At 72.0% G+C, this 25,179-nt stretch carries 23 protein-coding genes; 17 read left to right on the top strand and 6 right to left on the bottom strand.

All coding sequences use genetic code 11. The features are described from left to right. Window positions 1–5: 5 nt before the first annotated feature. Both NNW99_RS00635 and NNW99_RS00630 read left to right on the top strand, forming a co-directional pair. The gene (locus NNW99_RS00635) at window positions 6–1,184 is read left to right on the top strand and encodes an aminotransferase class I/II-fold pyridoxal phosphate-dependent enzyme (protein WP_215116605.1); all 1,179 of its coding nucleotides are present in this window, start codon (window positions 6–8) and stop codon (window positions 1,182–1,184) included. Next, window positions 1,181–2,008 carry an alpha/beta fold hydrolase gene (locus tag NNW99_RS00630; RefSeq protein ID WP_215116604.1) on the top strand — a complete coding sequence of 276 codons (828 nt, stop codon included), beginning with the start codon at window positions 1,181–1,183 and terminating at the stop codon, window positions 2,006–2,008. The genes NNW99_RS00635 and NNW99_RS00630 overlap by 4 nt, the downstream gene beginning before the upstream one ends. Before the next feature lie 30 nt (window positions 2,009–2,038). Here the strand turns inward: NNW99_RS00630 and NNW99_RS00625 are convergent, their stop codons facing one another. Beyond that, window positions 2,039–3,325, bottom strand: coding sequence for a cytochrome P450 (locus tag NNW99_RS00625; protein ID WP_215116603.1), 1,287 nt, complete (start codon window positions 3,323–3,325; stop codon window positions 2,039–2,041). A gap of 17 nt (window positions 3,326–3,342) precedes the next feature. Then, window positions 3,343–4,692, bottom strand: coding sequence for a glutamine synthetase family protein (locus NNW99_RS00620; protein ID WP_215116602.1), 1,350 nt, complete (start codon window positions 4,690–4,692; stop codon window positions 3,343–3,345). A 337-nt stretch (window positions 4,693–5,029) separates the two neighbouring features. Here NNW99_RS00620 and NNW99_RS00615 point away from each other — a divergent pair, with 337 nt between their 5' ends. The 10 genes from NNW99_RS00615 to NNW99_RS00570 all read left to right on the top strand — a co-directional run bounded on the left by NNW99_RS00615 (window position 5,030) and on the right by NNW99_RS00570 (window position 15,077). Continuing rightward, the gene (locus NNW99_RS00615) at window positions 5,030–5,218 is read left to right on the top strand and encodes a ferredoxin (protein WP_215116601.1); all 189 of its coding nucleotides are present in this window, start codon (window positions 5,030–5,032) and stop codon (window positions 5,216–5,218) included. A gap of 1 nt (window position 5,219) precedes the next feature. Then, window positions 5,220–6,431, top strand: a complete 1,212-nt coding sequence (locus tag NNW99_RS00610; protein ID WP_215116600.1) for an NAD(P)/FAD-dependent oxidoreductase — start codon at window positions 5,220–5,222, stop codon at window positions 6,429–6,431. Continuing rightward, the gene (locus NNW99_RS00605) at window positions 6,428–7,240 is read left to right on the top strand and encodes an acetoacetate decarboxylase family protein (RefSeq protein WP_215116599.1); all 813 of its coding nucleotides are present in this window, start codon (window positions 6,428–6,430) and stop codon (window positions 7,238–7,240) included. The genes NNW99_RS00610 and NNW99_RS00605 overlap by 4 nt, the downstream gene beginning before the upstream one ends. 96 nt (window positions 7,241–7,336) lie before the next feature. After that, entirely contained in the window at window positions 7,337–8,800 is a 1,464-nt protein-coding gene (locus NNW99_RS00600) for an aldehyde dehydrogenase (RefSeq protein WP_215116598.1), read from the top strand. Continuing rightward, window positions 8,793–9,713, top strand: a complete 921-nt coding sequence (locus NNW99_RS00595; RefSeq protein WP_215116597.1) for a 3,4-dihydroxyphenylacetate 2,3-dioxygenase — start codon at window positions 8,793–8,795, stop codon at window positions 9,711–9,713. The genes NNW99_RS00600 and NNW99_RS00595 overlap by 8 nt, the downstream gene beginning before the upstream one ends. After that, window positions 9,706–10,551, top strand: a complete 846-nt coding sequence (locus NNW99_RS00590; RefSeq protein WP_215116596.1) for a fumarylacetoacetate hydrolase family protein — start codon at window positions 9,706–9,708, stop codon at window positions 10,549–10,551. The genes NNW99_RS00595 and NNW99_RS00590 overlap by 8 nt, the downstream gene beginning before the upstream one ends. 82 nt (window positions 10,552–10,633) lie before the next feature. Beyond that, complete coding sequence (locus tag NNW99_RS00585) at window positions 10,634–11,236, top strand: TetR/AcrR family transcriptional regulator (RefSeq protein WP_215116595.1); 603 nt, start codon at window positions 10,634–10,636, stop codon at window positions 11,234–11,236. Between the two features lie 180 nt (window positions 11,237–11,416). Beyond that, on the top strand, window positions 11,417–12,868 hold the full coding sequence (locus NNW99_RS00580; RefSeq protein ID WP_215116594.1) for an APC family permease: 1,452 nt from the start codon (window positions 11,417–11,419) through the stop codon (window positions 12,866–12,868). Between the two features lie 29 nt (window positions 12,869–12,897). Continuing rightward, a complete protein-coding gene (locus NNW99_RS00575; protein WP_215116593.1) occupies window positions 12,898–14,388 on the top strand; it encodes an aldehyde dehydrogenase in 1,491 nt (496 codons plus the stop codon). After that, on the top strand, window positions 14,385–15,077 hold the full coding sequence (locus NNW99_RS00570) for a gamma-glutamyl-gamma-aminobutyrate hydrolase family protein (RefSeq protein WP_215116592.1): 693 nt from the start codon (window positions 14,385–14,387) through the stop codon (window positions 15,075–15,077). Before NNW99_RS00575 ends, NNW99_RS00570 begins: the two co-directional genes overlap by 4 nt. Window positions 15,078–15,091: 14 nt before the next feature. On the opposite strand, the gene NNW99_RS00565 is transcribed toward NNW99_RS00570, so the two are convergent. Continuing rightward, window positions 15,092–15,664: a MarR family winged helix-turn-helix transcriptional regulator gene (locus NNW99_RS00565; RefSeq protein ID WP_215124091.1), complete on the bottom strand. Its 573-nt coding sequence runs from the start codon at window positions 15,662–15,664 to the stop codon at window positions 15,092–15,094. A gap of 119 nt (window positions 15,665–15,783) precedes the next feature. On the opposite strand from NNW99_RS00565, the gene NNW99_RS00560 reads away from it, so the two are divergent. Beyond that, on the top strand, window positions 15,784–16,725 hold the full coding sequence (locus NNW99_RS00560) for a TIGR03619 family F420-dependent LLM class oxidoreductase (protein WP_215116591.1): 942 nt from the start codon (window positions 15,784–15,786) through the stop codon (window positions 16,723–16,725). 15 nt (window positions 16,726–16,740) lie between these two features. Here the strand turns inward: NNW99_RS00560 and NNW99_RS00555 are convergent, their stop codons facing one another. Further along, window positions 16,741–17,772, bottom strand: a complete 1,032-nt coding sequence (locus NNW99_RS00555; RefSeq protein ID WP_215116590.1) for a LuxR C-terminal-related transcriptional regulator — start codon at window positions 17,770–17,772, stop codon at window positions 16,741–16,743. Between the two features lie 227 nt (window positions 17,773–17,999). On the opposite strand from NNW99_RS00555, the gene NNW99_RS00550 reads away from it, so the two are divergent. From NNW99_RS00550 to NNW99_RS00535, 4 genes are read left to right on the top strand one after another with little or no spacing between them, the layout of a single operon-like run. Continuing rightward, window positions 18,000–19,010 (top strand): sugar ABC transporter substrate-binding protein, encoded by a 1,011-nt coding sequence (locus tag NNW99_RS00550; RefSeq protein WP_215116589.1) that lies wholly within the window; start codon window positions 18,000–18,002, stop codon window positions 19,008–19,010. A gap of 8 nt (window positions 19,011–19,018) precedes the next feature. Continuing rightward, complete coding sequence (locus tag NNW99_RS00545; protein WP_215116588.1) at window positions 19,019–20,533, top strand: sugar ABC transporter ATP-binding protein; 1,515 nt, start codon at window positions 19,019–19,021, stop codon at window positions 20,531–20,533. Continuing rightward, window positions 20,530–21,513: an ABC transporter permease gene (locus tag NNW99_RS00540; protein WP_215116587.1), complete on the top strand. Its 984-nt coding sequence runs from the start codon at window positions 20,530–20,532 to the stop codon at window positions 21,511–21,513. Before NNW99_RS00545 ends, NNW99_RS00540 begins: the two co-directional genes overlap by 4 nt. Before the next feature lie 39 nt (window positions 21,514–21,552). After that, window positions 21,553–23,268, top strand: coding sequence for an amidohydrolase (locus NNW99_RS00535; protein ID WP_251057660.1), 1,716 nt, complete (start codon window positions 21,553–21,555; stop codon window positions 23,266–23,268). Here the strand turns inward: NNW99_RS00535 and NNW99_RS00530 are convergent. After that, a complete protein-coding gene (locus tag NNW99_RS00530; RefSeq protein WP_215116585.1) occupies window positions 23,231–24,304 on the bottom strand; it encodes an LLM class flavin-dependent oxidoreductase in 1,074 nt (357 codons plus the stop codon). The genes NNW99_RS00535 and NNW99_RS00530 overlap by 38 nt on opposite strands. Further along, the gene (locus NNW99_RS00525; RefSeq protein WP_215116584.1) at window positions 24,301–25,131 is read right to left on the bottom strand and encodes a DUF1684 domain-containing protein; all 831 of its coding nucleotides are present in this window, start codon (window positions 25,129–25,131) and stop codon (window positions 24,301–24,303) included. The genes NNW99_RS00530 and NNW99_RS00525 overlap by 4 nt, the downstream gene beginning before the upstream one ends. Between the last annotated feature and the right edge of the window lie 48 nt (window positions 25,132–25,179).

Genomic DNA, 25,179 nt, shown 5'->3' with positions numbered 1-25,179 from the left:
CACGGATGACCGACAACCCGATCTTCGCCGTGGCCGCGAGGGCCGAGGCCCTCCGGGCCCGGGGCGCGGACGTCATCACCCTCGCTGCCGGGGAGCCCCAGGCGGCCACCAGTGCCGTGGTCGTGGAAGCCGCCGTGGCCGCGGTGCGCGATCCCGTCGCCCACCACTACGGACCGGCGCAGGGAGATCCCGCCCTCCGCGCGCTCGTCGCCGCGAGCCTCACCGACGACACCGAAGCGGCCTGGAGCGCCGACGACGTGCAGATCGCCCTCGGCGCGAAGCACGCCCTCTTCCTCGCCCTCCAGGCGCTCGTCGGCGCCGGGGACGAGGTCCTGGTCGCGGCGCCCGGCTGGCCCGGGCACACGGAGGTCGTCACCGCTGCCGGCGGCATCGCCGTGCCGGTCACCGCCGACAGCGAGTTCCGCCTCTCGGCAGAAGCCCTCGACCGCTGCCGCACGCCCCGCACCCGCGCACTGATTCTCTCCAGCCCGGGCAACCCCACCGGCGCCGTCCATCCCGAGCCCCGGCTGCGGCAGATCGCGGACTGGGCCCAGCGGCACGGCGTCTGGGTCATCAGCGACGACATCTACCGGGCGTTCGACCACACCGGGACCTACCGGCCGATCCTGCGCGTGGCTCCGAGCCTGCGCGACCGTACCGTCGTCGTCGGCGGAGTGTCCAAGGAACACGCCATGACGGGCTGGCGCGTCGGCTGGCTCGCGGCACCCCCGGAGATCATCGCCGCAGCGCGCCTCCACGTCTCCCGCACCATCACCCACGTCCCCACGGTCAACCAGCGCGCCGCGCTCGCCGCCCTCGACGACCACGGCACCCCCGCCGAGGCCGCCCAGGACTACCGGCGCCGGCGCACGATGCTCGTCGAGGCGCTCAACCGGATCGACGGCATCGACTGCCCGCTGCCCGACGGCGGCATGTTCGCCTTCCCCGACGTCAGCGCGCTCCTGAACGACCACGGCTGGAGCAGCGGCGCCGACCTCGCCGCATGGCTCCTCGACACCGCCCACGTCGCGGTCGTACCCGGCGAGGCGTTCGACGCCCCGGGCCGGATCCGCCTGTGCTTCGCCGTCGACGACGACACGCTGATCACCGCGATCGACCGCCTGAGAACCGCGCTGAGCCCCGTACCCGAGGCCGACAACCAGCAACTGGAGGAGGCACGTTGAGCCCCGACACCGTCAGCAAACTCGAACCCTTCACGCTCCCCCTCACCGTCGACGGGACCCGTGTCGAAGTGGCGGGCCTGCGCCGCGACGGAACCGGCACACCCCTGGTGTTCCTCCACGGCTTCGGCTCGACCAAGGAGGACTACGCCGACGTCATCCAGCAGGAACAACTCGCCGGCCGCCCCGTCCTCGCCTACGACGCCCCCGGCTGCGGCGGCACCACCTGCTCGGACCTCGACGCCGTGTCCGTCCCGTTCCTGGTCACGGTCGCCGAGCGGGTGCTGCGCGCCCAACAGATCGACCGCTTCCATCTCGTCGGACACTCGATGGGCGGCCTGACCGCACTCCTGCTCGCCGACCGCGACCCCGGCAGGGTCGCGAGCCTCGTCAGCATCGAGGGCAATGTCGCCCCCGAGGACTGCTTCCTCAGCCGGCAGATCGTCACCCACGCCGACGACGACCCCGACGCGTTCCTGACCCGCTTCGCCGAACGCGTCGCCGGCTCCCGCTTCTACTCCGGTGGCCTGTACGCGGCGAGCCTTCCGTACAAGGTCAGGTCCGGAGCGGTCCGAGCGATCTTCGAGTCCATGGTCGACCTCTCCGACCACGGCAACCTGCTCGACCGCTTCCTCGGGCTCCCCCTGCCGAGGATGTTCATGTACGGCGAGCAGAACGACTCCCTGTCGTACCTCCCGAAGCTGGCCGAAGGCGGCGTGGAACTCGCCGAGATCAGCCACAGCGCCCACTTCCCGATGTACTCCAACCCGCCACAGATGTGGGCCCGGATCACCGGCCTCGTCGCGCGCGCGGAGGCCGGTGCCTGATCCTCGCGGGCGGCGCGTCTTCCCGCGGAGTCAGGCCAGGCTGACCTCCACCGGAAGCTTCTTGATGCCGTTGACGAAATTGGAGCGCACCCGCGGCACGTCACCGGCCAGACGGATGTCCGCGAGGCGGGGGATCAGCTCCTCGAACATGATGCGGATCTCGGTGCGCGCGAGGAGATTGCCCAGGCACAGATGGGGGCTGCCCTTGCCGAAGGTGACGTGGTCGTTGTCGGCGCGTGTGACGTCGAAGGCGTACGGATCGCCGAAGACGTCCTCGTCGCGGTTGCCGGAGGCGAACCACATCACGACCTTGTCGCCCTCCCTGACCAGCCTGCCGCCCAGTTCGACATCGCGCGTGGCGGTGCGGCGGAAGTGGTAGACGGGGGAGGCCCAGCGCAGGAACTCCTCCACCGCGACCGGGATCAGCGAGGGGTCCTCCTGGAGGCGGGCCAGCTGCTCGGGGTGCTGGATGAGGGCCAGCATGGAGTGGGAGATGGTGTGCCGGGTGGTCTCGTTGCCGGCGACGACCAGCAGCAGGAAGTAGTTGTCGAAGTCCTGCGGGGAGAGCGGCACACCGTCCCGGGGCATGGTGTTGACCAGCCGGGAGACCAGATCCGTGCCGTCGCCGCCCCGTCGCCGCCGCGCCAGCTCCCGGCCGTACTCGAAGACCTCCAGCGAGGCGGGGGAGCGGAAGGGCAGATCGCGGTACCGCTCGCTCTCCTCGCTGTGCAGCAGGACGTCCGCGTAGTCGGGGTCGGTGTGGCCGATGATGCGGTTGCCCCAGTCGATCAGCCGCTGGTTGTCCTCCGGGGGCACGTCCAGCAGCCGGGCCAGGACGTTGATCGGGAAGTCCGCCGAGACGTCCTCGACGAAGTCGAAGCGGCCCTTGGCGAGGGCGGCGTCGAGGGTCCGTGCCGTCAGTCCGCGCAGGAAGTCGGTGTAGCCGCTGATCACGTTCGCGCCGAACTGCCGCTGGATCAGACTGCGCAGCGCCCGGTGCCGGACCCCGTCCAGTTCGAGGATCGAGGCGCGCTTCTTGATCTGGTCGTCGTCGACCTCCTCCAGGTTGACGAACCTCGTGGAGGTGAACGTCTCCGGGTCGCGGTCGACCCGGACGATGTCCTGGTGCCGGGTCACCGCCCAGAAACCGGAGTTGGGCGCCTCCTCGGGCTGCCAGTGCACCGGGTCCTCGTGGCGCAGGGTGTGGAACATCCGCCAGGGCGTGACACCGTCCGTGAACCGGTCCAGGTCGGCGAGGTTCACATCGGCCAGGGGCAGCGGCTCGCGCAGGGCGTCGGTCGGGATCTCGGTGGTCATCGAACAGCTCCAAGGCGTCACAGGTGGTAGGCGTACTCGGTGAACTCCCAGTCGGTGACGTGCCGGTGGAAGCGTTCGACCTCGTCGCGCTTGTAGGAGAGGAAGGACGTGGTGAAGCCCTTGCCGAGCAGATCGGTCAGGGCGGTGTCCGCCTCCAGCGCGTCCAGCGCGGCGGACAGGGTCTGCGGCAGGACGGCGGACCGGGCGGTGTCGTAGCCGTAGCCCTCCAGCGGGGCGGGCGGCTCCTCGCCGGCCAGGATGCCCAGCAGGGCGGCGGCCGTGGTGGCGGCGATCGCCAGATAGGGGTTGGCGCTCGCGTCGCCCAGCCGTAGTTCGAGCCGGGCACCGGAGCCGCGCTCGGGCGGGATGCGCACCATGGCGCTGCGGTTGTCCAGCCCCCAGTCGATCAGCCAGGGCGCGAGGGTGTCCGGGCCGAAGCGCTTGTACGAGTTGACGGTGGGGTTGAGCAGTGCGGCCAGGGCGGGCGCGTGGGCGAGGACACCGGCCACGGCGTGCCGGGCGACGGCGGACAGACCGTACGGGCCCGACGGGTCGTCGAACGTGTTGCCGCCCTGGTCGTCCTCACCGGAGAGGTGCAGGTGGAAGCCGGAGCCGCCCGCGTCGTTGAAGGGCTTGGCCATGAAGGTGGCCAGTCGGCCCTCCTTGCGGGCCAGTTCCTTGATCGCTGCCTTGAAGCGGAAGGACCGGTCGGCGGCCGAGAGGGCGTCGGAGTGCGCCAGGTTGATCTCGATCTGGCCGCCGTCGAACTCGTGGTTGCCGCTGATCGCACCGATCCTCAGATCGCGTACGTGGCGCAGGGTGCGCAGCAGGTGGTTGTCGGGGTCGGCGCGCAGCCCGGCGGTGTAGACGACGCCCGGGTCGGGTGCGTAGCGGCGCCAGCCGCCGGACGGGTCCGGATCGCACAGGAAGTACTCCAGCTCGGGCCCGACCACCGGCCGCAGCCCGTGCTCGGCACACCGGGCGAGGACGGCGCGCAGCAGGTCGCGGGGCGACTCCGGGGCGGGCGCGCCGGTCGCCGGGTCGACGACCTCGCCCAGACAGACGGCCACCCCCGGCTCCCAGGGCAGGGGCGCCAGCGTGCCGAGGTCCGGCCGTACGCAGATGTCCGGCAGCCCCGCGTCCAGCCCGCCGCTGACCGGCACCACATCGCCCTGCGGACTGGTGTGGTAGACGGCCCGGCAGAACGCGAGACCGTGCGCGCAGGCCCGGGGCAGCTCCTCGAGCAGCACATCACGCGCCCGGTCGGTGCCGATGAGGTCGGGATAGGTCACCCGGACCACATCGATGCCGTCGGCGGCGAGCCGCTCCATGTGGCGGCGGACTTCTTCAAGGTCGTGAGCGCTCACCGTTGTCTCCTCGGGCGGACGTCGGGACACCTCCGGGACACGAGGGCCGGGGAGGCGGGTGGCGGGAGAGCGAGCAGGCCGGGCGCGGCGGAGCCAGGGACCACCCGGTGCTTGTTTGATGCCAAACGGTAGGGCTGGGCGAGGGGTGCCGCAAGGGGGCGGGGGCAAGAATTTATCCATCCGGATAGCTATTGACCAGACCCCTGCCCCTGCCTACCTTGTTTGAAGCCAAACGAGTTCGGGACGCGGCTCACCGCACCCCGTTGGCCGGGGCCCGGCCCCTTCCGGCCGGGCCCCCTTTCCCCCTTCGACGCCCTCACATTCAGGAGGACCGGCCATGAAGGTCGTCGTCGACATGAACAAGTGCCAGGACCACGGCCAGTGCGTCTTCGCGGCCCCCGACGTCTTCCACATGGACGACACCGGCCGCCTGGCGTACGTCCCCGACCCCGACGACGCGCTGCGCGACGAGGTCGAGGAGGCCGCGGACGTCTGCCCGCTCCAGGCCATCCGGATCGAGGACTGACATGAGCGGGCGCATCGTCGTGGCCGGCGCCTCCCTGGGCGGCCTGCGCGCGGCCGAGCAGCTACGCACCGCCGGCTGGACCGGCGGCATCACGGTGATCGGCGACGAGCCGCACCCGCCGTACAACCGGCCCCCGCTGTCCAAGGAGGTCCTCGCGGGCAAGGCGGACTTCGCGTCTCTGGCCTTCACTCCGAAGGCGTCCGTCGCGGACGTGGAGTGGCGGCTGGGCACGAAGGCGGTCGCGGCCCGGCTCGCCGAGCGAACCGTCGAGCTGGACGACGGCTCGGAGCTCTCCTACGACGGTCTGGTCATCGCCACCGGCATGCGGCCCCGGCGGCTGCGCTGCCCCGGGCCTGCCGCCGGTCGCCACACCGTCCGCACGATCGACGACGCCCAGGCCCTGCGGGGCGAACTCACCCGGCCCGGGGTGCGGGTGGTCGTGGTCGGGGCGGGATTCATCGGCTGCGAGGTCGCCGCGACGGCCGTCGGACTGGGCGCGGCCGAGGTGACGGTGGTCGAGCCGCTGCCCCTGCCGATGGTCGGGCCGCTCGGCGAGCTGCTCGCCCGCGCGCTCTTGCGACGGCACGAGGAACGGGGGGTGCGTTTCGTGCTCGGCGCGGCTGTCGCCGGGTTCGAGGGGCAGGACCGCGTCACCGGTGTCGTCCTGGGCGACGGCTCCGTGCTGGACGCCGATGTGGTGGTGGAGTCCGTCGGCTCGGTCGCCAATACGGAGTGGCTGGGCGGCAACGGACTCGACCTGGACGACGGTGTGCTCACCGACGCACACCTGCGCGTCGGCGGCCGGCCCGAAGTCGTGGCCGTCGGCGATGTCGCCCGCTTTCCCAATGCCCGCTACGACGGGGTGCCGCGCAGGGTCGAGCACTGGTCCGTCCCGGCGGACTCGGCCAAGCATGCCGCGAAAGTGTTGGTCGGCGGCGTGGCCGGCCTGACGCCCTTCGCGCCGTTGCCGACCTTCTGGAGCGACCAGCACGACTTCCGGCTCCAGTCCTTCGGCGCGCCCGTCCTGGGGCTCGGCGACGTCCGGGTCCTCGACGGCGATCCGTCGGGGGACGTCCTGGTCGGCTACCACCGCGACGGACTGCTGGTCGGGGTCGTCGCGCTCGGCGCACCGGCCGCCACGCGGGGTGCCGCCCGTTACCGCGCCGAGCTGCTGAAGCAGCCCGCCCTCACTGTGCAAGGAGCCCTCAAGTGACCGTTGTTCGTGGTTACTTCCAGCCCAAGACGGCGAGCGGTGCCTCGTCGCTGATTCCCGCGCCGCCGTGGCGCTACTCCGGTGATCTGCTCACGGTCGAGTACCGCACTGATCCCGCGCGGGTGCGTGAACTGCTGCCCGAGCCATTGGAGTTGGCCGATGAGGATCCGGGGGCCGTCGCCCTGATCTGGGCGGACTGGCAGTCGTGCTCGGGGGCGGGGGAGGAGCTGCTCGATCCTGTGCGGGCGCAGTACAAGGAGGCGTTCGCGGTCGTGCGGTGCGGGTTCCGCGGGCGGACCTACTCGCGGTGCGTCTACATCTGGGTCGACAAGGACTTCGCGATCGCGCGGGGGCTGCACCAGGGGTATCCGAAGAAGCTCGGGTCCATCCATCAGACGCGGCCGCATCCGTACGGGCCCGCGCCGCGGATCGAGGCGGGCGCGCGGTTCGGGGCGACATTGGCCGCGGCGGATCGGCGGTTGGCTCAGGCCGTGGTGACGCTGCGCGAGCCCTCTGAGAGTGGCGGCTTCGTCAATGCGCATCCCATGGCTCATCACCGGTGGCTGCCGTCCATCGAGACGGGGAAGGGGCTGGCTCTCGATGAGCTGATCGAGTCCGGGGCGGCTTCGTTCGAGGGTGGGCAGCCGTGGCTGGGTGATGCGGAGTTGGAGTTGTTCGAGGCGCCTACGGAGGAGTTGGCGCGGCTGGAGGTGCGTGAGCCGATCGCTGCGTATTTCCGGCAGGTGGGGGTGGTTTGGGATGGGGGGCGGCTCTTGGAGGTCGGTACGTCGGGGGTGTCTGCCGAGTGAGGTTTGTGGGTGGGTGCGGGTTCGTTGTGGCTGGTCGCGCAGTTCCCCGCGCCCCTGAGGACGTGCACAGCCCCTCTTCTGAAGGGAACTCTTCTCATGCCTGACAAGATCACTGTCGCCGGTGTCTCCGTCGACACCCGGCACTGGATCGGCGGTGAGCGCGTCGCCTCCGCCGGCACTTTCGCCGACCACTCTCCGATCGACGGCAGTGCCCTCGGTGAGATAGCCCGGGGCGGTCCCGCCGAGGCCGAAGCCGCGGTCGCCGCCGCCCGGGACGCCTTCCCGGAATGGGCCGCCACCCCCCGAACCGAACGTGCCCGCCTCCTCCACGCCATAGCCGACGGCGTCGAGAAGCGGATCGAAGAGCTGGCGATCGTCGAGACGACCGACAACGGCGCCCTTCTGCGCTCGCACCGCAGGGGTGTGATACCCCGCGTCGCGCACAACTTCCGCTTCTTCGCCGACTGGCTGCTGTCGCTCGACCACGAGGACTTCGAGACGCGCGGTCACACCAATCACGTCTCATGGGACCCGGCAGGTCCCTGCGTGTTGATCACGCCCTGGAACGCCCCCCTGATGCTGGCCACCTGGAAGGTCGCCCCCGCCCTCGCCGCGGGGAACACCGTCGTTCTCAAGCCGGCGGAGTGGTCTCCGCTGACCGCTTCCCTGCTGGCCGACATCGCGGCCGAGGCGGGGTTGCCGGCCGGGGTGCTGAATGTCGTGCAGGGGTACGGCTCGGAGATCGGGGATGCCCTGACCTCGCATCCGGACGTGCGCCGGATCAGCTTCACGGGGTCCGTGCCGACCGCGAAGCGGATCGCGGAGTCGGCCGCAGCGCAGCTGACGCCCCTGAGCCTCGAACTCGGCGGCAAATCACCGCTGTTGGTGTTCGCCGACGCCGATCTCGAGCTGGCCGTCGACCTCGCCGTGGAGCAGTACGACAACGCCGGTCAGGTCTGTCTGGCGGGCACCCGGCTGCTGGTCGAGGAGACGGTCGCCGAAGAGTTCACTCGGCGTTTCGTCGAGAAGGCCACGGCTCTGGAACAGGGCGACCCGCGGGACGAGACCACCGACATCGGGCCGAACATTCACCCCCGTCAGCTGGAGAAGATCGACGGGTTCGTGCGGCGGGCGGTCGCGGCCGGGGCGCGGACCGTCATCGGCGGGCACCGGAAGGACGGGCAGTACTACGCGCCGACCCTGCTCACCGATGTCGCCCAGGACTCCGAGATCGTGCAGGAGGAGGTCTTCGGGCCGGTCCTGACCCTCCAGACCTTCGCGGGCGAGGACGAGGCCGTCCGGCTCGCCAACGACACCCGCTTCGGGCTGGCAGCCACCGTCGTCACCGGCGACCGCGACCGTGCCGAGCGGGTCACCGCCCGGCTCGTCGCGGGCACGGTCTGGGTCAACTGCTTCTTCGTACGCGACCTCCAGGCACCCTTCGGCGGCTCCCGGCAGTCCGGTGTCGGCCGGGAGGGCGGCACCTGGAGCTTCGACTTCTACTGCGATCTGAAGAACACCGTCACCGCCCCGAAGGGATGGAACCAGGATCATGGGTGAGATCGTCGGGGCCGGGCTGCTCGCCCACGTCCCCACCATCGTGCTGCCCGAGGCGGACCGGCTGGAGCTCAACGAGGGCAAGGAGATCACCCTCGTGACCGGGCTTCGGCAGCTCCGCGGGGACGTCTTCGCACGCGACGACTACGACACCGTGGTCGTCCTCGACTCCCACTGGGCGACCACCGTCGAGTTCGTCGTCACCGCGCAGGAGCGGCGCGCGGGCCTGTTCACCTCCGAGGAGCTGCCGCGCGGCATGTGCAGGATGCCGTACGACTTCCCCGGCGACCCCGAACTCGCCCACAACGTGGCCACGTTCGCCGACAAGCACGGCACCTGGATCACGCCCATCGACGACGCCTACCTGCCGATCTACTACGCCACCCTCAACCTCTGGAAGTACCTGGGCGAGGGCCTGCCCGACAAGCGGTGGGTCACCATCGGCGTCTGCCAGACCGGCGACATGGAGGACCATCTGCGCCTCGGTCGGGCGCTCGCCGACGGGATCGCCGCCACCCCGGGGCGACGGGTCCTGGTCATCGCCTCCGGCGCCCTGTCGCACACCTTCTGGCCGCTGCGCGAACTGCGCGACCACGAGGCCAGCGACCCCGTCCACATTCGTACGCCCGAAGCGCGCGAGGCCGACTACGAGCGGATCGCCTGGTTCAAGGAGGGCCGCCACGACAAGGTCCTCGACACCATGGACGAGTTCTGGCGGTACAAGCCCGAGGCGAAGTTCTTCCACTATCTGATGCTGGCCGGCGCCCTCGGCGAGCGGGCCTGCGTCGCCCCGGCCCGTCAGTACGGCGCGTACGAGAACTCCGTCGGCACCGGCCAGGTCCATCTCTGGTTCGACCGCCCGGCCGACGGCTGGACCGCAGACCACACCCCCGCGCAGGAGACCTCCCATGCCTGAGTACCGCCGTATCCTCCTCGACGGCGCCGCCGTCCAGGTCACCGTCGACGGTGACGAACTCGTCGCCGGGGACGGCCGCCGCGTCAAGGCCGAGGACGCCCGGCATCTTCCGCCGGTCGTACCGTCCAAGGTCATCGCCGTCCATCTCAACCACCGCAGCCGGGTCGACGAGTTTCAGATCGGCTTGCCCGACACGCCCACGTACTTCCACAAGCCGACCTCCTCCCTCAACGCCCACCAGGGCGCGATCGTCCGGCCCGAGGGCTGCAAGTGGCTCAACTACGAGGGCGAGGTCGCCATCGTCATCGGGCGGACCGCGCGGAACATCGCACCGGCCGAGGCGGCGGAGTACATCGCCGGCTACACCGTCGCCAACGACTACGGGCTGCACGACTTCCGCGACACCGACGCCGGCTCCATGCTCCGCGTCAAGGGCTCCGACACCCTCTGCCCGCTCGGCCCCGGCCTCGTCACCGACTGGGACTTCCACGGCAAGCGGCTGCGGACCTACGTCAACGGAGAGGTCGTGCAGGACGGTTCCACCGACGAGATGACGTGGGACATGCACTACCTCGTCGCCGACATCGCCCGCACCATCACCCTCCACCCCGGGGACGTCCTGCTGTCCGGCACCCCCGCCCACTCGCGTCCCGTCCAGCCCGGAGACGTGGTCGAGGTGGAGGTCGAAGGGCTCGGGCGGCTCACCAACCACATCGTGACCGGGCCGACCGCCGTCCGCACGGACGTGGGTGCCCAGCCCACCGAGTCGGAGGAGGTGCTGTCGACCGCGCTCGGCGGCGACTGGGAGTTCCGTGGCATCCGGCCACCGCGTCGCTGACGCGGGAACCGGACGCGGCCTGGCCGACGAGGAGACCGGCCACCGCGTTGCCGACCGGGACGCCCCGGGTAGGGTCGCGGGCATGACCGAGCCCGCCGGCCGCCGCCCCCGCAAGCGCGTGAACTACGGCACGGGCCGCGAGGCCCTGCTGGAGGCCGCCGTGCGGGTCGTCGCCCGGGGCGGGCTGCGCAAGCTCACCTACCGGGCGGTCGCGGAGGAGGCCGGGGTCACCCACGGCCTGGTCGTGCACCACTTCGGCTCCCGCGACGCGCTGATCGAGGAAGCCCTCACCCACGCCATCCGCTCCTCCCTGAACAGCAGCGCCCTGGAGCCCGGCACGGGCAAGGCCGACGACTTCTCGGTGGGCCAGACGGACATGGTGGAATCGGGGCCGGACCTCCAGGCGTTCCAGTACGAACTGCTGCTGGAGTCCCGGCGCCGCCCCGAGCTCCTGGCCCACCTGCGCTCGCTCTACGACGAGTACTTCGACGCGACCCGGCGCGAACTCACCCAGATGCTGCCCGGGCCGGTCGACGAGGGCCTGTCCCGGATGGTCTTCGCCACGCTGGAGGGCCTCGTCCTGCACCAGTTGGTCTTCGGTGAGCGCGAGGTCATCGAGGAGGCCCTCGACGAGCTGCGCTCGGTGCTGCGGCTGCTCGCCGAGCGGCGCGACGACGAGGCCTGACCTCACCGCGCCTCTTCACGACTCCCCGCGCCGCCTCGGCCCCGGAGCCCTGGACCACTTCGGCCTCGAAGCCCTGGAATTCCTCGTCCCTCACCCCTTGCCAAACGGATAGTTCCGCCCCACGATGAGGCAACTCGTTTGGCCTGAAACGATCCTTCCTCCCTCTGGCAGGTGATCCGAGTGGACAGTCAGACGGTCTCCCCGCACACGGCGAAACCGGACGCGCCCACCGCAGGCACGCTCAAGCCCGACGCCCTCGGCGTCCTGGGCATCCTCTTCTTCGTCCTGTCCGCACAGGCCCCGCTCACCGGCATCGCCGGCGCGGCCCCCATCGCCGTGGCGCTCGGCAACGGGCCCGGCGTGCCCGCCGCCTATCTGGTGGCGGGCCTGGTGATCCTGCTGTTCTCGGTGGGCTTCGTCGCCATGGGCCGCCATGTCGTGGACGCGGGCGCCTTCTACACGTACATCGGCAAAGGCCTGGGCCGGACCACCGGCACCGGCAGCGCGGGCCTCGCACTCTTCGCCTACTGCACCATCCAGGCCGCCATGTACGGGCTCTACGGCTCCATCGTGAGCGGTCTGGTCGCGCACCACACCGGCCTCGACCTGCCCTGGTGGGTGTGGACGCTGGCCACCATGGCCGTCGTGCAGGTGCTCGGCGCCGCCGGTGTCGAGATGGGCGCCAAGGTGCTGGCCGTCTTCGTCCTGGCGGAGTTCAGCATCCTCGCCGTCTTCGCCCTGGTCACGCTTGTCCAGGGCGGCGGCCCCGAGGGCCTCGGCCTCGCCGACAGCTTCTCCCCGTCCGCAGCCCTCGACGGAGCGCCGGGCGTGGCCGTGATGTTCGCCGTGGCGTCCATGTTCGGCTTCGAGGCCACCGCGATCTACGGCGAGGAGGCCCGCGAGCCGAAGAAGACCGTGCCACGGGCCACGTATCTCGCGGTCGCCGTCGTCACCGGCTTCTTCGCCCTGACCTCCTGGATGATCATCTCCTCCTACGGCGCCTCCCAGGCCACCGCGGCCGCGGGCAAGGCGCTGGAGGGCGGTGACGGGGCCGGGTTCGTCTTCGCGCCCATCGCGGCCGAGTTCGGCGGCTGGGTGGGCGATGTGCTGCCGATCCTGCTCGCCACCTCGCTCTTCGCGGGCATCCTCACCTTCCACAACTCCGCCAACCGCTATCTGTTCTCGCTCGGCCGCGACCGGCTGCTGCCGCGCCGGCTGTGCGGCCTCAACCGCCGCCACGCTCCCTGGGCGGCCGGGTGCGTCCAGACCGTCCTGGCGCTCCTCCTCGTGCTCCCCTTCGCCTTGGCGGGCAAGGACCCGGTGCTGACACTGTTCTCCTGGTTCAGCGGGGTCGCCGTCCTGGCGATGATGCTGCTGTACCTGCTGACGTCGGTGTCCGTCGTCGTCTTCTTCCGCCGCGAACGCCTCGACACCCGCCCCTGGAACACCCTGATCGCACCCTCGCTGGGGGCGCTCGGCATCGCCGGGGCGATCTGGCTCATCCTCGCCAACTTCACCACCCTCATCGGCGGCGAGCGCACCACGGCCCTGTGGCTCACCTTGTCGGTGCCGGTGGTCATGGCGCTGGGTCTGGCGGCCGCGCGGCTGCGCAAACCGTCCGCCGGCGAATGAACTGATCTCAGACATCCCAAGGAGGTTCCATGCCGGCCGTCACCCACGACGAGTGGCTGCGCCGCGCCAAGGCGTTCCAGCTCTCCGGCGCCCATCACCTCGACGGCGCCGACGAACCCGGCAGCGGGGCGACGTTCCCGGTCGTGTCCCCGAGAGACGGCCGGATCATCGCCGAGGTCGCCGACGCGGGCACCGCCGAGGTGGACGCGGCCGTCGCCGCCGCCCGGCGGGCCTTCGACACCGGCCCCTGGCCGCGCCTGGCACCCGCCGAGCGCGGCCGGGCCCTGCTCCGCCTCGCCGACCTGCTAGACGAGCGGCGCGAGGAACTGGCGTTGACCGTCAGCCTGGAGATGGGCAAACCCATCTCCGACGCCGACGGCATCGAACTGCGCGCCGTCATCAACACCTTCCGCTGGTACGGCCAGCTCGCGGACAAGCTCACCGACGAGTCCCCGCACACCGCCCCCGACGCCCTTGCCCTGGTCACCCGGGAGGCCGCCGGGGTGGTCGGGGCGGTCGTCCCCTGGAACTTCCCGCTGACCCTGGCCGGCTGGAAGATCGCCCCCGCCCTGGCGGCCGGCTGCACGGTCGTCCTGAAACCCTCCGAGCACTCCCCGCTCTCCGGCCTGCTCCTGGGCCGCCTCGCGACCGAGGCCGGGCTGCCGCCGGGCGTGCTCAACGTCGTGGGCGGCGACGGACCCACAGCCGGCCGGGCCCTCGGGCTCCACCCCGACGTCGACGTCCTGGCCTTCACCGGCTCCACCGCCGTCGGACGCCACTTCCTGCGCTACGCCGCCGACTCCAACCTCAAGCGGGTCTGGCTGGAACTCGGCGGCAAGTCGCCCAACATCGTCCTGCCCGACGCCCCCGACCTCGACCAGGCCGCCGCCACGGCCGCCTGGGGCATCTTCTTCAACCAGGGCGAGATGTGCACGGCGCCCTCCCGGCTGCTCGTGCACTCCTCGATCGCCGAGCGCGTCACCGAGGCCGTCGTCCGGCGGGCCCGGGAGCTGCGCGTCGGCGACCCTCTCGACCCGGAGACGGAGATGGGAGCGCTGGTCGGCCGGGCACACCTGGACCGGGTGCACGACCACGTCCGGCGCGGCGTCGACGAGGGCGCCCGGCTGCGCACCGGAGGCGAACGGGTCCTCGCCGAGACGGGCGGGACATACCTGGAGCCCACCGTCCTCGACCAGGTCGATCCCGGTTCGCGACTGGCCCGGGAGGAGATCTTCGGCCCCGTCCTGTCCGTGCTCGCCTTCGACGACCTCGACGAGGCGGTCCGCCTGGCCAACGCCACCGAGTACGGTCTCGCCGCCGGCCTGTGGACCTCCGACCTGTCCACCGCCCACCAGGTCTCCCGCAGGCTGAAGGCGGGCACGGTCTGGGTCAACTGCTATGAGGAGGGCGACCTGACCGTGCCCTTCGGCGGCATGAAGCAGTCGGGCAACGGCCGCGACAAGTCCGTCCACGCGCTGGAGAAGTACACCGAGCTCAAGAGCACCTGGATCCAGCTATGAGGCCGCTGATCGCCGTCCCCGCCCGGTTCTCCGCACGGACCTCCGCCCTCCGCTACGCCGCCGAGGTCACCGCCCGTGCCCTGATCGAGGCCGTCTGGCGGGCCGGCGGCGAACCGGCGAGCATCCACCCGGCGGACAACGGCACCGCCTCCCGGCTCGCCCGCTTCGACGGCGTCCTGCTCCCCGGCGGCGGCGACCTCGCCCCCGCCCGCTACGGCGCCGCCCACACCCACGACACCGTCTACGACGTCGACACCCTCCAGGACACCTTCGACCTCGACGTCGCCCGCCACGCCCTGGAGTCGGGCCTGCCCCTGCTCGCGATCTGCCGCGGCCTCCAGGTCGTCAACGTGGCCCTCGGCGGCACCCTGGAGCAGGACATGGGCGGCCCGGAGCACGAGCACCGGCACCTGACGCACCCGGTCGCCCTGGAACCGGACTCAATCGTCGCCCGCGCCACCGGCGCCGAGAAGACCGACGCGTCCTGCTACCACCATCAGCGCGTCGACCGCCTGGGCACCGGCCTGCGCGTCACGGCCCGGGCGGCCGACGGCACGACCGAGGCCCTCGAACTCCCGGGCACCCGGGGCTGGTTCACGGCCGTCCAGTGGCACCCCGAGGACACCGCCCACGACGACCCCGCCCAACAGGGCCTGTTCGACGCGCTCGTACGGGCCGCCGCCCGGTGAGGCCGCCACGGGAGTCAGGCCCGGGGCCGCCGGCCACTGCGCCGCGGTGCTGGCTCGGCACCGCCCAGCAGCGACTGCCGCCGCTCCTCACCCTGCTCCTCCACCTGGAGCACGACACTGCGCAATCCCTCGGCGAGGCTGCGGCACTCGGCGTCGCTGAGCCGGGCCGTCACGAACGCCTCCTCCTCGTTGAACGCCGGAAAGACCCGCCGCATGAACGCGTCGCCCTCCTCGGTGAGGCTCAGCAGCACCAGCCGCCCGTCGCTCGGATGGTCCGTCCGCCGTACCAGCCCCCGAGACTCCAGCGTGCGCACCACACCCGTCAGCGTGCCCTTGGAGATCCCCGCCTCCTCCGCCACGTGCCGGGTCTCCGACTCGCCCCACACCCAGACCACCCACAGCACCACGAAGGCCGTCCAGGTCAGGTCGGAACCGCGCAGCACCGAGTTCTCCAGGTGTTGCCGCACCGCGGACGCGGCCCGGTAGATGTTCGCCACCGCCGCCATCTGCTCACGGCGGATCGGGGAACCGCCGAGCTTCGCCGCCGCGAGCTTCTCGGCCTCGGTGATGGATCGGTGTCCCGGCACGGGCACCTCCTTCTTCTGGTCGCGCTTCTTCTGGTGGCGACGCGTCACGCACGGGCGGCTCATCCGCGCCACCCCATCGTTCGGGCTCAAATTGTACGGAGATGAAAGGGAAACCCGACATGCCCACGCCTCCCCGCATGCTCCTCGTCCTCAGCGAGAACTGGACCCTGACCGGCGGCCGGGCCGATCTGCCCGCCGCCGTCCGCTGGGCACGCGAGGCCGAGGACGCCGGCTTCGACGCCGTCATGGTCAGCGAGCACGTCGTCCTCGGCCCGGACGCGGCAGCCGCCGGCATCATGGGCAACCCCCGCGACTACGCCCTCCCCGGCAACCAGGACCCCAGCACCCCCTGGCCCAACTCCCTGCTGCTGCTCGCCGCCATCGCCTCCGTCACCTCCCGGCTGCGCCTGGCCGCCGCGGCCGTCCTCGCCCCGCTGCGCCACCCGCTGCTGCTCGCCCGTGAGCTCGGCACCCTCGATCTCCTCAGCGAGGGACGGCTCGTCGTGCAGCCCACGGTGAGCTGGAGCAAGGACGAGTACGACGCCCTCGGCGTGCCCTTCGCGCGGCGCGGACGGCTTCTCGACGAGCATCTGGAGGTCTGGGCGAAGGCCTGGGGCCCCTCCCCGCTGTCCCACGACGGACCGCACTACCCCTTCCAGGACGTCTGGTTCGAGCCCAAGGCCCACCGCCCGGACGGCCCCCGGCTCTGGTTCGGCGGACAGCGCCTGCACGGCCCCGTCCTGCGCCGCCTCGTACGCCACGGCCACGGCTTCCACCCCCTCGGCCGGCCCGCGCCCGAGGACCTTCAGACACTCAAGGAGGCGATGGCCGCCGCCGGGCGGGACATCGCCGACCTCGAGATGATCGGCGGCACCCAGGCTGTCTTCCCCGACGACCGTTCCCCGGCGGACCTCGGCGCCGCGCTCGCCGTGCTCCCCGAGCAACTGGAGCAGGGCTTCACCACCTTCTGCGTGAAACCGAACCAGTTCATCGACGACCCCGACGGGGTCGGGCCGTTCTGCCGTGACGTCATGCGGCGTGTCGAGGTCCTGACCTCGTGACGGCCGGGGCCCGGATCACCGCTCCACGAAACGCGCGAGGTGGTCCGGGTCCGGCCGCAGCAGCCCGTCCCGGACCGCCAGCGCGGTCGCCTCGGCGCGGGAGGCACAGCCGGTCTTGCGCAGCAGATGCTCGACATGGCTGTGCACGGTCCGCGGAGACAGGAACAGTGCCTGCGCGATGGCCTGGTTGGTCTGCCCCGTGGCCGCCCGCGTGAGCACCTCCAGCTCCCGGGGACTCAGCCCGTACGGCAGCTCCGTGGACGTCTCGTGCACCAGCACCGCATCCGGCACGAGGCCGGGCACCGACGGGTGCCGGTGCAGCACGACCCGCCGCCAGTCGCCGCCGGCCCGCCACAGCAGCCGCAGCCGCCGCCCGCCCGTGGCGGTGAAGGCGTCGAGCAGGGCGCGGAAGGAGTCGTCCTCCCGCAGTACCCGGGGCCGGTCCCGGCCCGGCAGGTCGATCACCCCGCCGTCGCCGGTGACCAGGCTCGCCGCGCCCTCCTCCGCCAGACCGTGCAGATCACCGGCGTGCGCCAGCGGGTCGGCGAGCGCGGCCAGGGCGGGAATCACGGACGCGAGCAGCATCCGGGCGTCGGTGTCGTAGGCGTCCGCGCTCTCCGTGGAGAGATGGACCAGGCCCACCAGACGGCCCTGATGCCGCAGCGCTCCCGTGACACCGTCGCGGAACCCGGCCGGGCGGACGCGCTCGGCGTAGAACCAGCCGTGCCGGAAGCGCGGCCCGGCGTCCTCGGGATCCTCCGCGTCCTGCGAGATGGACGGCGGCAGCTCCCGCCGTACGACGTTGCGGTACCAGGGCGTCCCGACGAACTCGCCGGCCAGGACCTGCGAGGCCTCGGCGGTGTAGCCGATGCTCGCGACCTGGATGTGGGATCCGGACAGCGGGTCGATCGTGAGCAGGGTCGCGGCGTCCAGCGGCAGGGCGCGGGCGAGTTCGCGCAGGGCCTGCGCGGAGGCCGAGGCGGTGTCGCGTTCGCGGGTGAGCATGCCGATGCGGGCGGCTGCCGCGATCTGGTGATGGCTGGGCATGGCGAGCCTCCGGGCGGCTCGGACGCGATGTCGTTTGGGCCCTAACGATAAGCCTGCGGTTCGCGCCCGACAAGGTGTGGGCCGGGCCGACTTCTCGTGCGCGAGCGCCGGATCCTCCTCGGCAGTCGGTATTTGTACGGATGGTGCGTCGGACCCGCCGGGACTTTCCTGTTCGGCACAGCCGGACGCCCGCCCCAGTCGGGCCCGCCCCTCGGAGAGCCCCTGCCATGACCCCACCGCCGTACACCACCTCCCGCAGACACTTCCTCGCCCTCTCCGCCGCCACCGCCCTGGCGGCCGCCGGATGCTCCGCCCCGCAGGACACGGCCGCCTCGGCCAAGCCCGCCCCCTCCGGCGGCACCCGCCTGACGAAGATCGGGCTCGACTACCCCTTCACCCAGCTCCCGCTCTACTCCACGCTGGTGAAGCTCTCCACCGCCCAGGCAAAGCAGCACGGCATCTCCCTGCTCACGACCAGCGACAACGCCAGCGCCGACACCCAGGCCAGCAACCTCAACACCTGGGTCGCCCGCAAGGTCCCGGCCATCGTGTCTTTCCCGATGGTCTTCGAGGCCGCCGAGCCCATCGCCAAGGCGGCCCTGGACGCGGGACTGATCTGGGTGACCTACGGCGGCTCCCTGAAGCACCAGAGCGCCGACATCCAGTTCAGCTTCCGCGAGGGCGGCACCCTGCTCGGCGAGGCTGCGGCGAAGTGGGCCGAGGAACACCTCGGCGGCAAGGGCAAGATCGCCTTCCTCACCGACAGCACCATCGAACTCGGCCGGGAACGCACCAAGGGCATGATCGACGCCTTCACCAAACTGGCGCCCGGCGTCGACGTCGTGGCGCGGGAACAGGCCATCGACCCGGACACGGGCCTGTCCAAGACGAAGGCGATCCTCGCCAAGCACCCCGACCTCAATCTCGTCCTCGGCGTCACCGACGCCGCCGCGTACGGCGGATTCAAGGCACTCCAGCAGACGGGCCGCGGGAAGGACGACGCCAAGACCTTCGTCGGCGGGCAGGACGGCGCCGCGCCCTCCCTCCTCGCCATCAAGCAGGGCACCTTCTACCGGGCCTCCGCCGCCCTCGCGCCCAAGGACATCGCCGCCGCGGTCGTCGACGTGCCGCGCGCGGTCGCCGCGGGCAAGGCCAACCCCAGCGCCCAGGTCCCGATCACCCTCGTCCAGCGGGCCGACGGCGCCGAGATCGACAAACTGCTCGCGCAGAACGCCTAGGCCCCGCCATGACGACCACGAACCTCCGCATCCGCGGCCTGACCAAGTCGTTCGGCGGCGTCAGGGCCCTGGACGGCGTGGACCTCACCGTCCCCGCCGGCCAGGTGCACGCCCTCCTCGGCCACAACGGCGCCGGCAAGTCCACCCTCATCAAGTGCCTGGGCGGCGCGTTCCCGCCCGACGCAGGCACGATCGAGGTGGGCGGCACGTCGTACCTCCGGCTCAGCCCACGCGAGTCGATCGCGGCCGGCGTGGCGATCATCTTCCAGACACTCAGCGTGGTCGACGCTCTGACCGTGGCGGAGAACATCTTCCTCGGCCAGGAGTGGACCCGGTACGGCCGCATCGACCGGCGCGCCCAGGAGGAGGTCGCAGCCGGGCTGCTGGAACGGGTCGCGGCCCGGTGCTCCCCGCGTGACCGCGTGGGCGATCTGCCCATGGGCCAGCGGCAGTTGGTCGAGATCGCCAAAGCCCTCAGCCGCAGCGCCTCCGTCCTGGTCCTCGACGAGCCGACCGCCGCCCTGTCCGGCGCGGAGACCGACGCCCTCGCCGAACGCGTCGAGGACCTGCGCACCCAGGGGCTCGCCATCGTCTACGTCACCCATCTGCTGGCGGAGGTGGAACGGCTCGCGGACGCGGTCACGGTCCTGCGCGACGGACGGGTCGCGCACCAGAGCACGGTGGCGGGGCAGACCCGGGCCGAACTGGTCGCGGCGATCGCGGGACGGCCGGCGCAGGAGGTGCGCAGGCCCCAGCCCCGCCGTACGTCCACCGTGCCCCGGCTCGTCGTCGACGCCTTGCGCGGCCCCGGCTTCGGCCCCGTCGATGTCACCGTCGCCGAAGGCGAACGCGTCGGGCTGTTCGGGCTCATCGGCTCCGGCCGCACCCGCGTCCTGGAGACCCTCTACGGCAGGCGCCGCGCCACCGCCGGAACGATCAGGGTCGGTGACCGTACCGTCGCCCCGGCCCGCCCGGCCGACGGACTCGCCGCCGGGATCGCCCTCGTACCGGCGGACCGGCGCGCCCAGGGTCTGTTCCCGTCGCTGTCCGCGCAGGACAACACGCTGCTGCCGTCCGTCCGGCCCCTGGCCCGCCACGGCGTACGGGCGTTGCGCTCCGAGCGGCGGGTGTTCGAGGCCCTGGCCTCGGCGGTGGGGCTGCGCCCGGCCCAACCCGACTTGCCGGCCGGCGCGTTCTCCGGCGGCAACCAGCAGAAGCTCGTCCTCGGACGGTGGATCAACGAGGCCCGGCATGTGGACGTGTTGCTGCTGGACGAGCCGACACAGGGCGTCGACGTCGGGGCACGCCAGGAGATCTACCGGGTCGTGTCTTCCCTCGCCGCCGAGCGCGGAACCGCCGTGCTGTTCGCCTCCGGTGACCCCGAGGAGATCGTGGCGCTCGCCGACCGCTGCCTGATCGTCGCCCGGGGCCGGATCGTCGGCGAACTCTCGGGTGCCGAACTCACCGAACAGGCCCTGCTGTCGGCCGTCCACACCTCCCTGCCCGCCGAAGGAGCAGCATGACCACCGCCGACCGCGTCCTCACCAGGCCGCACCTCCTGGCCACGGGCGGACTGACCGTCGTACGCCGCCAACCCCTGCTCGTCGTGCTCGTCGCGATGGTGCTGGTCTTCCAGCTGACCACGGGCAGTTTCCTCGAGCCGGCCAACCTGAGCGGCATCGCCACCGACGCCGCCACCCTCGCCATCGTCGCCGTCCCACTGGCCCTGCTCGTCATCAGCGGCTACCTCGACCTGTCGGTCGGCTCCACGCTCGCCCTGGGCGGGCTGGTCGCGGGCTGGCTGGCCGGACAGCACCACCAGTCGCCCGCCGTCGCCCTGCTCGGGGCGCTCGCCGCCGGGGCGCTGGTGGGCGCGGTGAACGGCATACTGTGCTGCTACTTCGGTCTGTCCGCGTTCATCGTCACCCTCGGCATGCTGACCGCCGTACGGGGCCTCGCGCAGCAGTTGTTCCCGCTGCCGCTGAGCGGCTTCGGCTCCGGGTTCGCCTGGATCGGCGGCGCGCGGATCGCCGGGATCGCGACGCCGGTCGTCATCGCGGCGCTGGTACTGGCGGCGGGCGCGCTGTTCCTGGCGCTCACCCCTGCCGGACGCCACGTCTTCGCCATCGGCGTCAACCGGGAGGCCGCCCACCTCTCCGGCATCCACGTCCGCCGCACCCCGTTCGCGCTGTTCGTCGTCACCGGCGTGGCCGCCGCCCTGGCCGGGGCCGTCAAGGCGTCGGTGCTGGACAGCGTGGTCGCCGGAACATCAGGATCCGGTTTCGAGCTGGCCGTGCTCACCGCGGTGCTCGTCGGCGGGGTCGCGCTCACCGGCGGCACCGGCTCGATCCTCGGCGTCCTGCTCGGCGTGCTGTTCCTCGGCGCGCTGCAGAACGGCCTGACCCTGCTGAACGTGCCGACGTTCTGGCAGCAGATGGCCCAGGGCGTCGCGCTGGTGGCCGGCGCGGCGCTGGCGTACTTCGCACCCCGTACGGGGCGCTGACCCACCACCTTCCTCCCCGAACCCGAAATGAGGTCACCCGTGAGCCACACCGCATCCGAGGGCGACACCGCACCCACCCTCGTCCTGACCGGCGGCCAGGTCCTCACCGTCGACGCCGCCTTCACCGTCGCCGAAGGCGTGGCCGTGCGCGGCCGGGAGATCCTGGCCGTCGGCAGCGACACGGAGATGCGCGCCCTGGCCGGACCCGGCACCCGGATCGTCGAGCTGGGCGGCCGGACCGTGCTGCCCGGCATCAACGACTCGCATCTGCACGGGGCCGCCTACGGGATGACGAAGCCGCCGTTCGCCATCGACGTCGGCCATCCGGCGGTGGGGTCCATCTCGGACATCGCCGCGACGGTGGGCCGGGCGGCCTTGCAGGCACCGGACGTCGAGTGGATCGTCGGCCTGGGCTGGGACCCCGGCTATCTCGCGGAGTGCCTGGCCGACCCGGGCCGCTTCCCGCACCGCCGGGACCTGGACGCGGTGGCACCGGACCACCCGGTCTGTCTGACCGACTTCTCGTCACACATGGTGTGGGCCAACTCCGAGGCACTGCGCCGCTGCGGCATCGACGCGGACACCGCGCCCCCGCCCGGCGGCGTCATCGACCACGACCCCGACGGCCGGCCGACCGGCATCCTGCGCGAGGCCGCCGGGCGCCTCGTCCAGGCCGAGCTGCCCGCCCCCACGATCGCCCAGCGCCGCCAGGCCATCCAGGGCGTGATCCGTGAGCTGCACACGCGCGGCATCACCAGCTACACCGAGCCGGGTCTCGGCCCCGGCGGCGCCGGCACCCTGTTCGGCGGCCTGAGCACCGACAACTGGACCGCGTACGCCGAACTCGCGGCGAGCGGCGAACTCCAGGCCCGCGTCAGCGTCCTGCTGCTGCCCGCCCCGATGGGAGGCTCCGCCGACGACGTCCGCAAGGGCCTGGCCGAACTGCGCCGCCCCGAGTCGGCCGACCCCCGGCTGCTGCGGGCCATCGGCGTCAAGGTCTTCGGCGACGGCGTACCGCCCAACCGCACGGCCTGGATGAACGAGCCGTACCCGGAGGGCGGTCACGGCGCCCTCTGCGTGCACGGCGCCACCCCCGCGCTCCAGGCCGACGAACTGCGCGAGATGATCCGGGTCGCCCACGAGGCCGGCTTCCAGCTCGGCGTGCACGTCACCGGCGACCGGGCCATCGACACGGTGGTGGACGCGTTCGTCGCCGCGAACGAGGCCGCGCCGCGCCCCGACGCCCGCCACTACGTCATCCACGGCGACTTCATCGGCCCCGGCAGCCTCGCCAAGCTCGCCGCACACGGCTACGGCGTCAACATGAACCCCGCCATCAAGTGGACCATCTCCGACCTGATGGACGAGGTCGTCGGCCCCGAACGCTCCGCCTACCAGTGGCCGGTGCGCTCCGCGCTCGACGCGGGCGTACGGGTCTGCGCCAGCTCCGACGCCCCGATCACCGAGCCGGACTGGCGTCAGGGCGTGGCCTCGATGATGCTCCGCGAGTCCAAGGCCAGCGGCCGCCCCAGCGGCCCCGAACAGTGCGTGCGGCTCGCCGACGCCCTGCGCGCCTACACGGCCACCCCCGCATGGCAGGACTTCGCCGACGACTACAAAGGCACCCTCGAACCGGGCCGGGCCGCCGACCTGTGCGTCCTGGACCGGCCGCTGCTGGACCTCGACCCGCACGAGATCACCGAAGTGCGGGTCGATCTCACCGTGTTCGACGGCCAGGTGGTCTTCGAACGCTGACCGGCCGACCGCAGGGGTGTGGTCGCCAGCCCAGCCGGGGCGCGATGTGGTGGCGCACATCGTGCAGGATCTGCTCGTAGTCGCCCGGTTCGAACTCGTAGGGCAGTTCCAGGCGCAGCTCCGACACCCCCGCGAGGGCGGCGTCCGCGCCGAGCGCCTCCAGGATCTCCTCCGACGTCCCCACCACGTCGGGGGCGAACAGGGTGCGTCTGGGCCCCTGTGGTGCGAGGGTCCGCTCGTGGCGGCTCGCCGCGTAGGCGCGGTAGCGCCGCCGGGTCGCCGCGTCCGCGCTGTCGAGGGGCACGATCACCCGGCCGATCGCCACCCGCCCCGGCCGCTGCGGCCCGAGCAGGCGACGGTACGCGCGGATCAGCGCGAGCTGCGCGGTGGAGAAGTCGTCGGTGCCCTCGCCGGAGACGATGTTCCCGCTGAGGAGGTTCAGCCCCTGTTCGCCCGCCCACCGTGCCGATCGCAGGCTGCCGGCCCCGTACCAGGTGCGGTCGACCAGCCCGGGGCTGTACGGCTGCAGACGTGGCCGCTGAGCGCCGCCCGGCGTCTGGATGACGGTGTCCGCACGGCCCAGCGGCCGTCCGCGCAGATGGTCGCGGACCCGGGCGATACGGCCGTACGACAGGTCGAAGGTGCCCCAGTCGCCGTCGTGGACGAGGTGCGCCATCAGCTCCCCATGGGGCATGCCCGTGCTGAAACCGACCTGCAGCCGCCCACGGGAGAGCACATCCGCGAGGGCGAGGTCCTCGGCGAGCCGGAAGGGGTTCTCGTACCCGATCGGGATCACCGCGGTGCCCAACTCGATGTGCTCGGTGCGCTGGCCCGCGGCGGCGAGGAACACCGCCGCCGAGGACACTCCGTGTTCCAGGTGCCGCTGCCGCACCCAGGCACCGTCGAACCCCGTGCGTTCCCCGTACTCGAACAGCCGAAGGGTGGCTTCGAGACCTGCATGCGGATCGTCATCGGCGTAGTTGCCGGGCGTCAGGAACGACAGCGACCGGATCCGGGGGAGGGGAGTGGCGCTCACTGCGCGGTCCGCTTCCGCTCGTGCGGGATCTGCTCACCGGCCTCGATCGCGACCGGGAGCCGGTTCTCGCCGGGCGGCAGCGGGCAGGTCGCGAAGTCGGTGTAGGCGCACGGGAGGTTGGTGGCGCGGTTGAAGTCCAGCACCACGGTGCCGTCGGGTCCGGGGGCGTCGATCCGCAGGGCGCGATTGGCGGCGTACGTGGTCACGCCCGAGGTCGCGTCGGTGAACAGCACCATGAGGCTGCCCGGTGTCTGCCCGTTGAACGCGGTCAGGCCCAGCGTCCGGCCCTCGATCCGGAAGCGGATCCTGCCGGGGGCGTCGTAGACGTGCCGCAGTCCCTCGACGGAGGCACCGACCGAGGTCGGTCGCGGCTCCGGGAACGGCGTGTACGTGCCGGTGACCACCCACCGCGGGTCCGGTGCGTACGTGGGCGTCCCGGTGAATCCGGTACGCAGCGGGTGATCCGGGTGCCGAGGCCGGATCACGTCGTGGCCACCGCGCCTGGCGATCTCGATGACCGCGTCGCCCCAGACGGCGGTGAGGTCACCGCGCTCCGGTACGACGCCGAACGTGTGCCGTCCGCGCACCGCGGTCCCGTCGACGACGAGTTCCTCCCCCTCCCCGAGCACGACGGTGACGCCGTCGCCGCCCGACGACCAGGTGCCGGGTGCGCCGGGAAAGCGCTGGGGTTCGGCGTCCGGCCAGTACAGGCCGGTGACGGCGAGGAATCCGTGTTCATGGGCGAGGGCGGAGTCCCTCCGCTGATGCCATGCCTCCCACGCGGCGGCGAAGGCGTCGATGTCGGTGGGGGCGTCCTGGACGGTCATATGTGCTCCTGCGGAGTCGGCGCTGATGGTCGGGAGAGTGCGGGCGGG

The sequence above is a fragment of the Streptomyces sp. CRCS-T-1 genome, assembly GCF_024442335.1.
Taxonomy (GTDB): domain Bacteria; phylum Actinomycetota; class Actinomycetes; order Streptomycetales; family Streptomycetaceae; genus Streptomyces; species Streptomyces koelreuteriae.
This window is presented reverse-complemented; position numbering and strand designations above follow the sequence as displayed.

Bases quoted from the DNA above. Each gene is read 5' to 3' on its own strand.
- NNW99_RS00635 (WP_215116605.1), top strand. From the start codon at position 6: ATGACCGACAACCCGATCTTCGCCGTGGCCGCGAGGGCCGAGGCCCTC.
- NNW99_RS00625 (WP_215116603.1), bottom strand. From the start codon at position 3,325: ATGACCACCGAGATCCCGACCGACGCCCTGCGCGAGCCGCTGCCCCTG.
- NNW99_RS00615 (WP_215116601.1), top strand. From the start codon at position 5,030: ATGAAGGTCGTCGTCGACATGAACAAGTGCCAGGACCACGGCCAGTGC.
- NNW99_RS00610 (WP_215116600.1), top strand. From the start codon at position 5,220: ATGAGCGGGCGCATCGTCGTGGCCGGCGCCTCCCTGGGCGGCCTGCGC.
- NNW99_RS00600 (WP_215116598.1), top strand. From the start codon at position 7,337: ATGCCTGACAAGATCACTGTCGCCGGTGTCTCCGTCGACACCCGGCAC.
- NNW99_RS00595 (WP_215116597.1), top strand. From the start codon at position 8,793: ATGGGTGAGATCGTCGGGGCCGGGCTGCTCGCCCACGTCCCCACCATC.
- NNW99_RS00590 (WP_215116596.1), top strand. From the start codon at position 9,706: ATGCCTGAGTACCGCCGTATCCTCCTCGACGGCGCCGCCGTCCAGGTC.
- NNW99_RS00585 (WP_215116595.1), top strand. From the start codon at position 10,634: ATGACCGAGCCCGCCGGCCGCCGCCCCCGCAAGCGCGTGAACTACGGC.
- NNW99_RS00575 (WP_215116593.1), top strand. From the start codon at position 12,898: ATGCCGGCCGTCACCCACGACGAGTGGCTGCGCCGCGCCAAGGCGTTC.
- NNW99_RS00570 (WP_215116592.1), top strand. From the start codon at position 14,385: ATGAGGCCGCTGATCGCCGTCCCCGCCCGGTTCTCCGCACGGACCTCC.
- NNW99_RS00560 (WP_215116591.1), top strand. From the start codon at position 15,784: ATGCCCACGCCTCCCCGCATGCTCCTCGTCCTCAGCGAGAACTGGACC.
- NNW99_RS00555 (WP_215116590.1), bottom strand. From the start codon at position 17,772: ATGCCCAGCCATCACCAGATCGCGGCAGCCGCCCGCATCGGCATGCTC.
- NNW99_RS00550 (WP_215116589.1), top strand. From the start codon at position 18,000: ATGACCCCACCGCCGTACACCACCTCCCGCAGACACTTCCTCGCCCTC.
- NNW99_RS00545 (WP_215116588.1), top strand. From the start codon at position 19,019: ATGACGACCACGAACCTCCGCATCCGCGGCCTGACCAAGTCGTTCGGC.
- NNW99_RS00540 (WP_215116587.1), top strand. From the start codon at position 20,530: ATGACCACCGCCGACCGCGTCCTCACCAGGCCGCACCTCCTGGCCACG.
- NNW99_RS00525 (WP_215116584.1), bottom strand. From the start codon at position 25,131: ATGACCGTCCAGGACGCCCCCACCGACATCGACGCCTTCGCCGCCGCG.